Origin of the sequence: Citrobacter sp. wls615, assembly GCF_005281355.1 — a bacterium.
GTDB lineage: Bacteria > Pseudomonadota > Gammaproteobacteria > Enterobacterales > Enterobacteriaceae > Citrobacter > Citrobacter werkmanii.
This window is the reverse complement of sequence record NZ_SZXM01000045.1, coordinates 68,783-83,394: the sequence shown is the minus strand read 5'-3', so window position 1 is coordinate 83,394 and position 14,612 is coordinate 68,783. Positions and strand designations below refer to the sequence as shown.

Below are 14,612 nucleotides of genomic sequence, written 5' to 3'. Positions count from 1 at the left end.
ATTACGCCGCATCCGGCACTATATACACCATCATTTCGCCATTGCCTTCTCGTTTTTCGCCCGCAGCTTTTTCGCCCGACTTTCCAGCAACAGGTAGCAAATAAGCGCCAGCAGCAGCGGAATAAAATAATAGAGGACGCGATACGCAAGCAGGGCGGCGATAATCTTGCCTTGAGAAGTATTTTCCCCCGCCAGCAACGCCATAAAAACCGCCTCCAGCACGCCGATCCCCGCCGGAATATGTACGATAACCCCGGCAATACTGCTCACCAGTAGCACGCCCAGCACGAAGAAATAGTTGATATCCTGACCCAGCAACAGCCAGATAATGGCTCCCATCACCATCCAGTTGGTACTGGATATCACCATTTGCGCGATGGCGAATTTCCAGGAGGGCAGCACCAGCTTTTGGCCCCTGATGGTGATGTGGCGATGTTTCGCGAAGGCGCAAAACCACAGATAAACGACAATAATCAGCAGTAGCGCAATGCCTAAAATGCGCAGCGTACCTTCATCGATATACCAATGCGCGGGCAGCTCGACCACGCCAAAGGTAAAAATAAAGCCGCCCAGCAGAATATAGCCCAGCCAGTTGGTGGTAATACTCAGTGAAAAAATCCGCGTAATAGTGCTCCCCGGCAACCCGAGGCGCGAGTAGAGCCGATAACGCATCCCAATACCGCCCACCCAGGTGCTTAACGTCAGGTTGAAGGCGTAACAGATAAACGACACCAGCATGACCTGGCGTTTTGCCAGCTTGTGCCCACAGTAATGTCGGCCGAGCAGGTCATAGCAGCCGTAGAGTAAATAACTGACGATTACCAACCCCACGGCGCTGAGCAGGGCAGTCCGATTGTAATCCCGGATTACCGTCCAGACCTCTTCCCAATTGACCTTGCTGGCATAAATGACCAGCAACACGATGACGGCAATGAAAAATAGCCACGTGAGTATTTTTTTCGCTAACCGCCAGCGCGGATGTGCTTTGGCCATCAGGATTTTCCTCCGACATCCTCAGTTTGAATGCGATCCTGCGTTTCCATGGCAGGCTGTGCGGGCGGCTCTACCTCGGTCAGATGTGGTGTATGTGCGGGAAGCCAGCCGACCAGCGCCGGGAAATGGCGTAAAAAGTGGAACGCCAGCACGCTTTTGGTCAGGTTCCACCAGGTGCGTTTGGGCAGCATGGATTCATCAACCCGCTTGCAGTCCTGCGCAATAATCGGGTTCAGGTTATCGCGCAGAGTCTGGTTAAACGCACGGTCATGAATAATGAGATTCGCTTCCAGATTCAGCGACAGGCTGAGCGGGTCAAGATTGCTGGAGCCTACCGTCGCCCAATGATCGTCCATCAGCGCTACCTTGCCATGCAGAGGTTTACGGCGATATTCATAGACATGGACGCCGCCTTTTACCAGATAGTTGTACAGCAGGCGGGCGCCCACTTTCACAATCGGCATATCTGGTTCACCCTGCACGATGAGTTTTACCCGAACGCCGCGTCGGGCCGCTTTACGCAGGGCATGCAGAAAGCGATAGCCGGGAAAGAAGTAGGCATTGGCAATGATCACTTCCCGTCTGGCCTGGGTAAGCATTTTCAAATAATGACGTTCAATATCATCGCGATGTTCTTCGTTGTCGCGCCAGACAAATAGTACCTGCGCTTCGCCAGGCCGATGATTTTCGACTGCGCGATGATGACGTCGCCACCAGCGGCGTACGGCGCTCTGGCCCGGCAAGTTTTCCAGCACGAATGTCAGGATGTCGGCCACGATGGGACCTTCAACGCGCACGGCGTAATCCTGCTTGGCCTCAGGGCCGTAATCAGACATATGTTCAGCGGAATAATTGATGCCGCCGACGAAAGCAACGCGGTCATCAATGACCACAATTTTGCGATGCATACGGCGAAAGAGATTGGTGCGCATGCCGAACAGACGCGGGCGCGGATCGTAATAGCGGAAAACAATGCCGGCTGCGGTTAGCTCATTAACGAAGCTGTCGCTGAGGTCCGGTGAGCCATAGCCATCCAGCAGCACTTCTGCTTTAACGCCGCGACGTGCTGCACTCAGCAGCGCGGCATGCAGCTGTTTTCCGACCGCATCTTCAAACCAGATGAAGGTCTCGAGGATAATTTTTTGCTGCGCCTGTTCAATGGCGTCAAACACGGCGGGGTAGTACTGATCGCCGTTTTCCAGCAGTTGAATTTGATTGCCTTCACGCCAGCCAAATTTCATAAATGAATCTCCGCACTCAGAGGGGCATGATCGGACAAATGTCGCCAGTGACGCAGCGCCAGCGTCGTTGGGGTACTGGCATTCGCGTTTTTCACATAGATCCTGTCGAGACGCAGCAGGGGAAACTGCACCGGAAACGTCCGCGCCGGGCGACCGTGGGCGCGGGTAAAGATCTCGTCAAGATCGGCATTGGCTTTCAACGGATGATTAGCTTTTTGTCGCCAATCGTTGAAATCACCGGCGACCACGACGGGCTCACCCTCAGGTAAGGCATTCACCCAATCTGCCAGCATAGCGAGCTGGGCCTGACGGTGGGCCTCACGCAAACCGAGATGGACACACATCACGTGAACCGGGTGGGAGAGCATCGGCGGCACGATGCGGCAGTACAGGACCCCGCGTTTTTCACTCGCGCCGACCGACACATCGCGATTTTCATAATGTTCAATAGGATAGCGCGACAGCACGGCGTTACCGTGATGCCCCTGCGGATACACGGCGTTACGTCCATAAGCGAAGTCGCTCCACATGGTATCCGCCAGAAATTCGTAGTGCGTGGTGTCCGGCCAGTTTTCCACATGCAGTGGATGCACCTCGTGTGCGCCCATTACCTCTTGCAGGCACACAATATCCGCACCGACCGTTCTGACGGCTTCTCGCAGCTCAGGCAAAATAAAACGCCGATTGAAGGCGGTAAACCCTTTATGAATATTAATGGTGAGCACATTGAATGAAAACCGTTCTGTTTGTCTGGCCATGATTCTCCCGTTGGCGTCACTTTCCTGATTAAAATAGTGTAGTCGTCGTCACAAAAAGATGCGGTGTTGCGGAATTTTCCGTAAAGTCCGGTACTCTGAACAATTAGTCGAAAATCCTTCAGGAGAAAAGCCATGAGGTGGCAACAACGTGTTCGTGTCGCAACGGGTCTAAGTTGCTGGCAGATTGTGTTGCATTTACTGGTAGTGGCATTACTGGTAATGGGCTGGATGAGCGGCACGCTGGTGCACGTCGGCCTGGGATTATGCGTCGTTTACGGCGTAACGGTTTTATTAATGCTGGCTTTACAACGTCACCATGAACAGCGCTGGCGCGACGTGGCGGATGTGCTGGAAGAACTCACTACGACGTGGTATTTCGGTGCCGCGATGATCGTTTTGTGGCTGTTGTCGCGCGTGCTGCAAAACAACGTCTTGCTGGCCCTGGCGGGGCTGGTGATCCTTGCCGGACCCGCCGTGGTGTCGCTGTTGGCGAAAGACAAAAAGCTACATCACCTTGCGGCGAAACATCGCATACGCCGCTGAGCCGGTTGTGGCCGCTATCACCAACAGCGGCCACAAACTTCCCCAGACAATCTTCAGACTCGCATCCTTCAGGTAAATCTGTTTCGTGATGTCCGTAAAATGGCGGATCGGGTTTATCCACGTCAGATTCTGTAACCATACCGGCATATTTTCGACCGGCGAGACGTAACCTGAGAGCAATATCGCTGGCATCATAAAGACAAATACGCCGATAAACGCCTGCTGCTGGGTGGCGCACAGCGATGAAATCAGCAGACCAAAGCCGACCAGCGACAGTCCGTAAATCACCATCGTGAAATAGAATAGCCCCAGTGAACCGGCAAACGGAATGTGATAAGCCCAGATGCCGATCGCCAGCACAATGGTGGCCTGAAAAGTGGCCACAATTAGCGCAGGCACCGCCTTGCCGATGAAAATCTGCCAGGTGGTAAGCGGGGAGACCAGCAGTTGATCGAGCGTGCCCTGCTCGCGTTCGCGGGCAACAGACAGCGAGGTGACGATCATCACGCCGATGGTGGTAATCATGGCGATCAGCGACGGAACCACGAACCATTTATAGTCCAGATTCGGGTTATACCAGTTACGTATCACCAGTTCGCTGTTGTTCGGTTTTGGCTTGCCGTCCATCAGCTCCTGCTGGTACTCCTTCACGATCTGCTGCAGGTAATTGGCGGCAATTTGCGCGCTGTTCGAGTTACGTCCATCGAGGATAATTTGCATGGGTGCTTGCTGGAAGGTATCCAGATTCCGCGAAAAGTTGGCCGGGAAGCGCACCAGCAACAGCGCTTTTTGCGTGTCGATGGTGGGCTGGATCTCCTGCGGACTTTTCAGTAACAGGACATGCGTAAAAGCGCTGGCGCGGGCGAAGCGCTGGGTAAGCTCCACCGAATGTTTACCGTTATCTTCGTTATAGATAGCGATAGTAGCGTTGGTCACTTCCAGCGTCGCGGCGAACGGGAACAGAATGACCTGAATCAGTACCGGTAGAATCAAAATGGCTCGCGTTTGCGGCTCGCGTAATAGCGATTGCAGCTCTTTACGAATTAATGTCCATAAGCGATGAAACATGCCCGTCCCCTTAATCCAGCCGACGTTTGGTTTTCAGCCACGTCAGGCCAATAAACATTACCGCCGAAGCGATTAAAAACAGCACGTTGATAACCAGCACCACCGGAATGTTGCCCGCCAAAAAAAGGCTTTGCAGGGTGCTGACGAAATAGCGCGCCGGAATAATGTAAGTCACCGCGCGGATAATCGCCGGCATGCTGTCTATCTGGAAGATAAACCCCGACAACATAATCGAGGGCAGGAAAGCGGCGTTCAGTGCAACCTGCGCGGCGTTAAACTGATTACGGGTGATGGTGGAGATAAGCAGTCCCATGCCGAGCGTACTGAGCAAAAACAGGCTGGTGATAAAAAACAGGATTAGCAACGAGCCGCGATAGGGCACGCCAAGAATAAACACCGATACCAGCATACACAGCAGCATCGCCAGCATGCCTAAAAAGTAATAGGGGATCAGTTTGCACAGCAGCAGCTCGACGCGGGTAACTTCGGTAGACAACAGCGCTTCCATGGTGCCGCGCTCCCATTCACGCGCCACCACTAACGAGGTGAGGATCGCGCCAATCACCGTCATGATGATGGTTACCGCCCCCGGAATTATAAAGTGCTGGCTGATAGCCGCCGGGTTAAACCAGTAGCGGGTCTGCACATCGATTAACGGCTTAAATGATTCCCCGCGATCCTCAGCCCGCTGTTGCTGCCAAATCTGCCAGATGCCTTCGACATAACCCTGCACAAAGTTGGCGGTATTCGGTTCGCTGCCGTCAGTGATCACCTGAATAGGGGCTGTGTCGCCAGGTCGCGCCATTTGTTGGGCAAAATCTACCGGGATCACCACCAGCCCGCGAATGCGTCCGGCCTGCATTTTCTCAATCAATTCCTGACGGTTATCGCTGATGGTGGCGTCAATATACGGCGAACCGGTCATGGTGTGGGTGAAATCCAGCGCCTCTTCGCTCTGCTGTTCGAGCAAAATTCCCACTCGCAGCTTGCTGGAGTCGAGGTTGATCCCGTAGCCGAAGATAAACAGCAGCAACAACGGGATCACCACCGCAATCAGCCAACTGCTGGGATCGCGGACGATCTGGCGCGTCTCTTTTACGCACAGCGCGCGTACGCGTCGCCATGAGAGCGCGGAGTTACTCATGCGTATGCTCCTTATCCCAGTCATTGATGAGCGTAATAAACGCCTGCTCCATGGTTGGGTCCGGTGTGTCGCTATCGGCAGCCTTTGCTTTCAGGTCGTCCGGCGTGCCGCTGGCGATCAGTTTGCCGTGATACACCAGCCCGATGCGATCGCAATATTCCGCCTCATCCATAAAGTGGGTCGTCACCATCACCGTGACGCCTTTTTCCACCATACTGTTGATATGTAACCAGAATTCTCGACGGGTAAGGGGATCAACCCCGGAAGTGGGTTCATCGAGAAACAGGATATCTGGCTCATGCATCAGCGAGCAGGCCAGCGCCAGACGTTGTTTAAAGCCCAGCGGTAGCTCGTCGGTAGCGTGGGAGGCGATGCTTTTCAGGCCAAATGCCTCACTCATGCGATCGATCTTCTCTTTCTGCGCTCGACCGCGCAGGCCGTAGACGCCGGAGAAAAAACGCAGATTCTGTTCAACCGTCAGGTTGCCGTACAGGGAGAATTTCTGCGCCATATAGCCCAGATGCTGACGCGCTTTGCCGGAACTGACTTTGAGGTCCATATCCAGCACCAGCGCTTTGCCGGAGGTAGGAACCAGCAGACCGCACATCATTTTAAAGGTGGTGGATTTTCCGGCGCCGTTCGGGCCTAACAGGCCAAAAATCTCGCCGCGCTGCACGGCAAAGTCTACATGGTCGGTAGCGGCAAAATCGCCGAACTTTTTGGTCAACGCTTTGGCTTCGATCACCGTTTCGCCAGGCGTGCCTTCCACGGTATGCAGGATGGCACCCAGCGGCGACTCTGATGTTCCGGCCCCGCCGAGTAAATCGATAAAAGCATCCTCGAAACGGGGAACGGTTTCGTTGATGGTTATCTCCGGCATACCGTTCGCGTCCTGAATCTGCTGGGCCGTGGCCTCTTTTTTCAGGATCAAACGGACGGATTTCCCCTGAATCATCCCATCGCTGACCTGCGGCAGTTTTAACACGCGTTGCAGCAGTCGGCGGTTATTTTCCTGCGGGCTGCTCATTAAAAAGCTGCGTCCGGCCATCGTCTGCGTAAGCTGGGTCGGATCGCCCTGATACAGCAATTCGCCTTCATTCATCAGCAACACATCACGACATTGCTCAGCTTCATCCAGATAGGAGGTACTCCAGAGGATCAGCATCCCGTCGCCCGCCAGTTCATGGACCATTTGCCACAACTCGCGACGGGAAATAGGGTCGACGCCGACACCTGGCTCATCCAGCAGCAACACTTTGGGTTCGCCGACCAGCGTACAGGCAAGCCCGAGCTTCTGTTTCATGCCACCGGAAAGCTTGCCAGCCAGTCGTCCGGTAAACGGACCCAGTGAGGTAAATTCCAGTAACCGGGCAAAGGTTTTTTCTCGTACGTCGCCGGTGACGCTGCGCAAATCGGCATAGAGATTGAGGTTCTCCATGACCGTTAAATCTTCGTACAGGCCAAATTTCTGTGGCATATAACCCAGCACGGCATGCAGGGCGCTGTCGTCTTTGATGGGATCAAAGCCAATTACGACAGCACTTCCGGCGTCGGGTTTTAACAAACCCGCCAGCATGCGCATCAGCGTGGTTTTGCCCGCGCCGTCCGGCCCGACAAGCCCGGTCACGTAGCCGGCATGAACGGTACAGTCGAGCGGGGCGACGGCCGGTTTTTCCATTCCGGCAAAGTTTTTCGTCAGCCCATTCAGCGTAATGACGGCGTCAGTCATGCCGTGCCTCATCGCCAAACTTTATTGTTACCGGCATCCCCTGGCGCAACGCATCGTCTGCATCGGTCACCACAATGCGCAGACGATAAACCAGGTCGGTACGCAGGTCAGGGGTCTCGACCGTTTTCGGGGTAAACTCGGCGGTGGGCGACACGAAGCCAATTTTACCGTGATAAGGCTTGTCCGGGCGGCCATCGGTGTAGAGCAGAATTTTGCGTCCTGGCTGCGCCTGGCTCAGATTTCGTTCGTCAACGTAGGCGCGAACCCAGACCGGACGCGTGAGTGATAGCGTCAGTACCGTGCCTCCTTCGTTCAGCATGCTACCCGGTTCAACCGCCCGGGTGAGAATCGTGCCGTCAGACGGAGAGGTTAACGTGGTGTCATGCAAATTCAGTTCAGCCTGCGCCAGCTCAGCTTGTGCTTGCTCGAGCGTGGCTTTCGCCTGCTCAATATCCTGCACACGGTTCCCGCTGCGATACTGGGCGAGTTTATCCTGGGCGGATTTCAGTGAGGCCAGCGCCTGGTCACGTGATGAACGGGCGTTTTCGAGATCGTTAGCGGAGATGGTGCGGCTTTTCCACAGTCCTACCTGGCGATTGTAAAAGTTTTGCGCATAATCATAGGCGGCCTGCGCCTGTTTGACCGCCGCTGCGGTTTGCGCAATCTCTTCTTCACGATAACCGGCCAGCATCAGATCGTACTGTGCCTGGGCGGCGGCAACATTCGCTTTTGCCTGCATTAGCGCGTTTTCATACGGCGCGTGGTCCAGTTCGCCAAGCACCTGACCGGCGGTAATGGCGTCGCCTTCGTCAACCGCCAGCGAGGCCAGCCTGCCGCCGACGCGAAAACTCAGATTGACGCTACGGATATCGACATTGCCGTAGAGCGTCAGACCGTTATCTTGCCGACTTTGATACCACCACGTTCCACCGGCAATCACGGCAACGAGGGCCGCGATAACCAGCCCGAGAACGACAGGTTTTTTCATGACTCCAGACTCCTTTGCGTTAAACCTTGCAGAATAAGATCGATGTGACAGGTAACGGTGTGCTCAATCAGCGCGGTTTTATCCTCATCAAATTTTGACCAGCCCGTACGCAACAGAATGGTCTCTTTCCCCAGACGAAAGGCCAGCACCTCGCCGAGTATGGCGTGGGTGTGCAGAATCATTTGGGTATCGTTAGCATCGCGACCAGTATAGGCAGCAATCAGGCGCGTCAGGTGGGTATGCAGCGGATTGATCACCTGGTCGTGCACCAGTTGATAAGCCGCGGTGGGTGAAAGCTGTTCGCGCGAGATAAATTTGCTCAGGTTAACGGTGTCGTCTTGGGTTAACAGCATGATCATATTTTTACAGGCGCGCAGGATAAGTTCGCGCATCGCGCCACGATCCGGCTCCGGCTGAGCAAACAGACGTTCGGCTTCTTCTGCATGCGGGCGAAACTGTGAGCCAATAAAATCCGCAATCCACTGGGCGCAGGCGAGGTATAAATCCTCTTTTGAGCCAAAATAGTAGGTGATGGCCGCAATATTTTGCCCGGCCTGCGCGGCGATATCGCGCGTTGTGGCGTGCAAACCATATTCGCCAAACTGCGCCAGCGCGGCGGCAATGAGCTGATTTTTCGCCTGTTCACCTTTGCTTGTCATGGTGGGTGTATTCATGGCACGACTCTGATCTTAATCAATCGATTGATTAAGATTATGACTGATGTGCAACCTTGTCCAGTCCGCGAATTAATTTCTGTTGAAGGGATAATTTATGCGGTACATCACAAAAACTGCTACACTCCGCCCCTTCATGACATTGTGGTTTTTGTCATCTCTATTGTGTGTATCTCCCTGAAAACGACACCGGTAACGGTCAGGGCGGTTCGGAGTTGTTATGTCTTTTGATTCCCTTGGTTTGAACCCTGATATTTTACGTGCCGTTGCCGAGCAGGGTTACCGTGAACCTACCCCTATTCAGCAGCAGGCGATCCCCGCCGTGCTGGAAGGCCGCGATCTGATGGCCAGCGCCCAGACCGGTACGGGGAAAACGGCAGGTTTTACCCTGCCGTTGTTGCAGCACCTTGTGACCCATCAGCCGCATGGTAAAAGCCGCCGTCCGGTTCGTGCGCTGATCCTCACGCCCACTCGCGAACTGGCAGCCCAGATTGGCGAAAACGTTCGTGATTACAGTAAGTATCTCAATATTCGCTCGCTGGTGGTTTTCGGCGGTGTCAGCATTAACCCGCAGATGATGAAGCTGCGTGGCGGTGTAGACGTGCTGATTGCCACCCCGGGTCGTTTGCTCGATCTGGAACACCAGAATGCGGTGAAACTGGATCAGGTTGAAATTCTGGTGCTGGATGAAGCTGACCGCATGCTGGATATGGGCTTTATTCATGACATTCGTCGCGTTCTGGCCAAACTGCCGGCAAAACGCCAGAACCTGCTGTTCTCGGCAACGTTCTCTGACGATATTAAATCGCTGGCCGAAAAGCTGCTGCATAACCCGCTGGAAATCGAAGTGGCGCGTCGTAATACCGCGTCCGAGCAGGTGACTCAGCATGTGCATTTCGTGGATAAAAAACGCAAACGTGAACTGTTGTCGCAGATGATTGGTCAGGGCAATTGGCAGCAGGTGCTGGTGTTTACCCGTACCAAACACGGTGCGAACCATCTGGCGGAACAGCTGAATAAAGACGGCATCCGCAGCGCGGCGATCCACGGTAACAAATCTCAGGGGGCGCGTACGCGTGCGCTGGCCGATTTTAAATCCGGTGATATTCGCGTGCTGGTGGCAACCGATATTGCCGCGCGTGGGCTGGATATTGAAGAGCTGCCGCACGTGGTGAACTACGAGTTGCCGAACGTCCCGGAAGATTACGTGCACCGTATTGGTCGTACCGGTCGTGCGGCTGCCACCGGCGAAGCGTTGTCTCTGGTATGCGTCGATGAACACAAACTGTTGCGCGACATCGAGAAGCTGCTGAAAAAAGAGATCCCGCGTATTGCAACGCCAGGCTACGAGCCAGACCCGTCCATCAAAGCTGAGCCGATTCAGAACGTTCGCCAGCAGCGTGGTGGTGGCGGTCGCGGTCAGGGCGGAGCAGGACGTGGCCAGCAGCCGCGTCGTCAGGATGGCGGTGCGCCAAAAGCGAAACCGCGTAGCGGCGAAGGCAAACCGGCAGGCGATAAGCCTCGTCCACCGCGCCGTCCGCGCAGACCGTCTTCAGCGCAGTAATTCACCTGCTGTATGGCAGTATAAACACGCTAGCCGGTCTACATAATGTGTAGGCCGGCCAGGTCAATCATTCCCCTGAGCTTTGCGATTTCAGCACGATTGAGCAGGTATAGCGTCCTGCCGGGTGAACAGAAATCGTCGTTTCAAAAACTTTTCCTTCCCTGTCCAGATAGCGGCGCACAATTCTCATCGCCGGAGAATCAGGTGCTACGTTAAGGATTTTTGCCATCTTCTTAGGCACGCCAACTGCCGTAATCGTCTGGTGAACTTCATGACTTTTAATACCGTAGTGCGCTTCGATCAGATCGCTAATTAACGAGTGCGGATCATCGCGGATGTATGTGCGCAGCTTGGCGTAGTCCGTGCTGGCGTAACTGTCGGTCCAGCAAATTGGCGCGTCCGGGTTTTGCGCATCTTCACGGGTACTGGCAATGTGCAGCCATCGGGAACCTGGCGGACAGCCAATCAACTGGGACAACTCTATGTCCGCCACAATCTCATCGATTTTCTTGATGACGCGCAGATTGTTCCTGGCCAGCAGCAGCAGATCCTCAAGATGCGATAGCGGATGATTGACGCCGTTAGCCTTAGGTTCGCAAACGCGGGTGCCTGCGCCTTTACGCCGTGAAATCAAACCTTGCTCTGTTAATTCCCTTAGCGCCTCACGCATGGTGTGGCGGCTGACCTGCCATGTTTCGCACAGTTCCATTTCCGTAGGAAACAGCGAGCCGGGGGCAAAGGTTCCCACCGAAATTTGCTGCGCCAGTTCACGTGCTATTCGCTTGTACAGAGATTCTTTCATCGCAGTTTCATCAAAATATTAGTGATCTTTATCACGAAAATTTGTACGGACTATTCCCTACATTTCTTATGAATACTATAAATGTCCGTACATTTAAATGTACGGACATTTGATAATGTCTGGACATTGTGGCGGCGTTTGAATATCCAACAAACCGCCGTAAACAAGCATCTTATCATTATCAGATTTTCCAGGGGGATTTATGGCTTCGAATGTACTTGATTCTGTTCTGTTTAGGGATTCTTTCGGCACACCGGCGATGCGCGCGGTGTTTGACGATCGCGAGCTGGTGCGCAAATACGTGGAAGTGGAAGTTGCGTTGGCTAAGGCTCAAGCGCGCTGTGGCGTAATACCTGAGGCGGCGGCGCAGGAAATTGCCGAGAAATGTAATGCCGACACGCTCGATTTTGATTTATTGCGCCATGAAACTGAAATAGTGGGGTATCCGATCCTACCGCTGGTGCACCAGATTTCTAAACAGGCTGGCGAGTCCGGCGGCTATGTGCACTGGGGGGCAACCACTCAGGACATTATGGACACCGCGGTAGTCCTACAAATTCGTGATGCGTTCACGTTAATTGAGACCGATATAAACAAACTTCGTGCGACGCTCGCAGACCTCGCACGTCGCTACCGTGATACGCCAATGGCCGGGAGAACCCACTTACAACAGGCTTTGCCCGTGACCTTCGGTTATAAAGCGGCCATCTGGCTGGATATGTTTGAACGCCACGCGGAACGTCTTACCCAGGCGCGTCCTCGTGTTCTGGTCGGCGAATTTGCGGGTGCAGCTGGTACGCTGGCATCGCTGGGGGATAAAGGGCTGGCGGTACAAAAAGCGATGATGGAAGAGCTTGGACTGAATGTTCCAACGTCCACCTGGCACGTCGCGCGTGATGGTTTTGCCGAAGCGGTTAACTTGTTAGCGGTGATTACCGGGTCGCTGGGTAAGATTGCCTACGACGTAATGTTGCTGGCAGCCAATGAGTTTGGCGAGCTGTATGAGCCGTTTGTTAAAGGGCGTGGCGCCAGCAGTACCATGCCGCAAAAACGCAACCCGATCTCCAGCGAACTGATGCTGGCCTGTGCTAAAGGCGTGCGTCAGCAAGCGGGACTGATGCTGGATGCGATGGTGCAGGACCTGGAACGGGCGACCGGGCCGTGGCATGCGGAATGGATTGCTATCCCGGAAAGTTTCGTCCTCAGCGCAGGGGCGTTGCATCAGGCCAATTTTATGCTGGCGGGACTGATAGTCGATGAAGCGGCGATGAAACGTAACCTCGGTATGACCAACGGCCTGATAGTGGCTGAGGCGGTCATGATGGGACTGGCGCCATACATCGGTCGTCAGGATGCGCATGATGTTGTGTACGACGCCTGCCGTATCGTCAACGAACAGGGGGGACGACTGGCTGATGTGCTGAATGCGATGCCATCCGTTGCAGAACGACTGGATCCGCAGTTGATTGAGAAACTGACCGACCCGGCAAATTACCTGGGAATGGCACCCGCGATGGTCGATCAGGTGCTGGCCAAATATATGTCGCAGAAATGAAGGTTCTCGGGCTAACGGAATAAGGATATTTTTATGTCAACGAATTCTGTCGCGGGAAAATCCATTCTGGCGTTCCTGATACCGCTGGCGATTGGGGGGATAATTTGGTTTTATCCCGTACCTGATGGTCTGACGCCTCAGGCCTGGCATATGTTTGCTATTTTTGCCGCGACCATTGCCGCCATTCTTACCCAACCGCTCCCTTCGGGGGCGGTAATGCTGATTGCGCTTTGTGTGGTGATTTTTACCAAGACCTTGCCAGAGGCGAAAGCGCTGTCAGGGTTTGCGTCCGGTACAGTATGGCTCATCTTCTGCGCCTATGTTCTTTCTCTGGGGTTTGTCACCTCCGGGCTTGGGAAACGTATTGCGTATAAAATGTTATCGCTATTTGGCGGCAGTAGCCTGGGTATCGCCTACTCGCTGGGGGTATCCGATCTGATTATGGCTCCGGCAATGCCGTCAGTTACAGCCCGTTCCGGAGGGATTATTTTCCCTATCACTCGTTCAATCAATGACGTATTAGGCTCGGCTCCGGGAGTAACCGGCAAGCGCATTGGTTATTTTTTAACCATGGTGTGCTTTCAGTTTACGCCCATTACCGGGGCGATATTCCTCACCGGGATGGCGGCAAATCCGCTGGTGGCGAGTCTGGCTAAATCCTCATTAGGTGTTGAGATAACCTGGGGCGGGTGGTTTGTTTCCGCTGTTGTTCCTGCGATGGCCTGTTTCTGTTTGATGCCGCTTCTGGTCTATAAGTTGCTGGATCCTGAGCTTAAACGTACGCCAGAGGCAAAAGCGATGGGCAAGCAGGCGCTCGGTGAGCTCGGTTCGATGAGCAGCAACGAGAAAAAAGTCGCGTTTGGTTTTGTGCTGGCGCTGGTTGGCTGGGGCACCAGTTTGATTACTGGATTGTCTGCCACATCTGTCGGACTTGGGCTGGCTGCTTATCTGTTTGCCTCGGGTGCCGTTAGCTGGAAAAGCCTGCTTAATGACCATGCGGCCTGGGATACGGTTATCTGGTTTAGCGTCATTATTAGTCTGGCGACCGGACTTGCCGATCTGGGCTTTATTAAATGGATGACAATAAAGTTAGGCAGCGGAATTCAGGGTTTTGGTGCGATCGAGTCCTTTATTGTGCTGGGGATCCTTTACATTTACGTCCACTATCTCTTTGCTACGGCTACCGGACACGTAGCTGCGCTGTATGCTCCTTTCGCGGCCACGGCGATCGCTGCGGGTGCGCCGCCGATGATGGTCGCTATTTGCTTCGGCATCTTTAGTAACCTGATGTGGGGGAATACCGAGTATGGCGGCGGACCTGGTCCTATTTATTTTGCCCAGGGATATTTTGAACGACCGCGCTTTTACAAAATTAACCTCTGTGTGGTAACGGCAAATGTGATCATCATTTTTGCCGTGGGCATGCTGTGGTGGAAGCTGCTGGGATACTATTAACCGACACGTTTATTCGGCCTGCAATGCACCTGACTGTAGGCCGGATAGGGTGTAAGCAGCCATCCGGCAATTTAAGCCAGAGCTGCGAAGCGCTTTCC

13 protein-coding genes are annotated in these 14,612 nt (G+C 54.1%); 4 read left to right on the top strand and 9 right to left on the bottom strand.

Annotated features, from left to right (window positions below; genetic code table 11):
• Positions 1 to 30 precede the first annotated feature (30 nt).
• Genes FDX04_RS12610 through FDX04_RS12600 form a run of 3 tightly spaced genes read right to left on the bottom strand, consistent with a single transcriptional unit; the run spans position 31 to position 2,992 of the window.
• Entirely contained in the window at positions 31 to 993 is a 963-nt protein-coding gene (locus tag FDX04_RS12610) for a YbhN family protein (RefSeq protein WP_121528792.1), read from the bottom strand.
• The gene (clsB, locus tag FDX04_RS12605; RefSeq protein WP_038639075.1) at positions 993 to 2,234 is read right to left on the bottom strand and encodes a cardiolipin synthase ClsB; all 1,242 of its coding nucleotides are present in this window, start codon (positions 2,232 to 2,234) and stop codon (positions 993 to 995) included. The genes FDX04_RS12610 and clsB overlap by 1 nt, the downstream gene beginning before the upstream one ends.
• Positions 2,231 to 2,992, bottom strand: a complete 762-nt coding sequence (locus tag FDX04_RS12600; RefSeq protein WP_137371035.1) for an endonuclease/exonuclease/phosphatase family protein — start codon at positions 2,990 to 2,992, stop codon at positions 2,231 to 2,233. Before FDX04_RS12600 ends, clsB begins: the two co-directional genes overlap by 4 nt.
• A gap of 132 nt (positions 2,993 to 3,124) precedes the next feature.
• On the opposite strand from FDX04_RS12600, the gene FDX04_RS12595 reads away from it, so the two are divergent.
• Positions 3,125 to 3,535 carry a YbhQ family protein gene (locus FDX04_RS12595; RefSeq protein WP_042309614.1) on the top strand — a complete coding sequence of 137 codons (411 nt, stop codon included), beginning with the start codon at positions 3,125 to 3,127 and terminating at the stop codon, positions 3,533 to 3,535.
• Here the strand turns inward: FDX04_RS12595 and FDX04_RS12590 are convergent.
• The 5 genes from FDX04_RS12590 to cecR are packed head-to-tail and all read right to left on the bottom strand — an operon-like array spanning position 3,497 to position 9,138.
• Entirely contained in the window at positions 3,497 to 4,603 is a 1,107-nt protein-coding gene (locus FDX04_RS12590; protein ID WP_137371034.1) for an ABC transporter permease, read from the bottom strand. The two genes, FDX04_RS12595 and FDX04_RS12590, sit on opposite strands and share 39 nt — an antisense overlap.
• A 10-nt stretch (positions 4,604 to 4,613) precedes the next feature.
• Positions 4,614 to 5,747, bottom strand: coding sequence for an ABC transporter permease (locus FDX04_RS12585; RefSeq protein WP_042309610.1), 1,134 nt, complete (start codon positions 5,745 to 5,747; stop codon positions 4,614 to 4,616).
• Complete coding sequence (locus tag FDX04_RS12580; protein WP_137371033.1) at positions 5,740 to 7,476, bottom strand: ATP-binding cassette domain-containing protein; 1,737 nt, start codon at positions 7,474 to 7,476, stop codon at positions 5,740 to 5,742. The genes FDX04_RS12585 and FDX04_RS12580 overlap by 8 nt, the downstream gene beginning before the upstream one ends.
• Entirely contained in the window at positions 7,469 to 8,464 is a 996-nt protein-coding gene (gene hlyD / locus FDX04_RS12575) for a secretion protein HlyD (RefSeq protein WP_137371032.1), read from the bottom strand. The genes FDX04_RS12580 and hlyD overlap by 8 nt, the downstream gene beginning before the upstream one ends.
• Positions 8,461 to 9,138: a transcriptional regulator CecR gene (cecR, locus tag FDX04_RS12570; protein ID WP_137371031.1), complete on the bottom strand. Its 678-nt coding sequence runs from the start codon at positions 9,136 to 9,138 to the stop codon at positions 8,461 to 8,463. Before cecR ends, hlyD begins: the two co-directional genes overlap by 4 nt.
• Positions 9,139 to 9,358: 220 nt before the next feature.
• On the opposite strand from cecR, the gene rhlE reads away from it, so the two are divergent.
• Positions 9,359 to 10,702: an ATP-dependent RNA helicase RhlE gene (gene rhlE / locus FDX04_RS12565; protein WP_137371030.1), complete on the top strand. Its 1,344-nt coding sequence runs from the start codon at positions 9,359 to 9,361 to the stop codon at positions 10,700 to 10,702.
• A 67-nt stretch (positions 10,703 to 10,769) separates the two neighbouring features.
• On the opposite strand, the gene FDX04_RS12560 is transcribed toward rhlE, so the two are convergent.
• Positions 10,770 to 11,504 (bottom strand): GntR family transcriptional regulator, encoded by a 735-nt coding sequence (locus tag FDX04_RS12560; RefSeq protein WP_079224891.1) that lies wholly within the window; start codon positions 11,502 to 11,504, stop codon positions 10,770 to 10,772.
• A 202-nt stretch (positions 11,505 to 11,706) separates the two neighbouring features.
• Here FDX04_RS12560 and FDX04_RS12555 point away from each other — a divergent pair, with 202 nt between their 5' ends.
• Together FDX04_RS12555 and FDX04_RS12550 are read left to right on the top strand one after the other, a co-directional pair.
• Positions 11,707 to 13,059, top strand: coding sequence for an adenylosuccinate lyase family protein (locus FDX04_RS12555; protein ID WP_085047469.1), 1,353 nt, complete (start codon positions 11,707 to 11,709; stop codon positions 13,057 to 13,059).
• A 33-nt stretch (positions 13,060 to 13,092) separates the two neighbouring features.
• Entirely contained in the window at positions 13,093 to 14,514 is a 1,422-nt protein-coding gene (locus tag FDX04_RS12550; protein ID WP_137371029.1) for a DASS family sodium-coupled anion symporter, read from the top strand.
• Positions 14,515 to 14,612 lie beyond the last annotated feature (98 nt).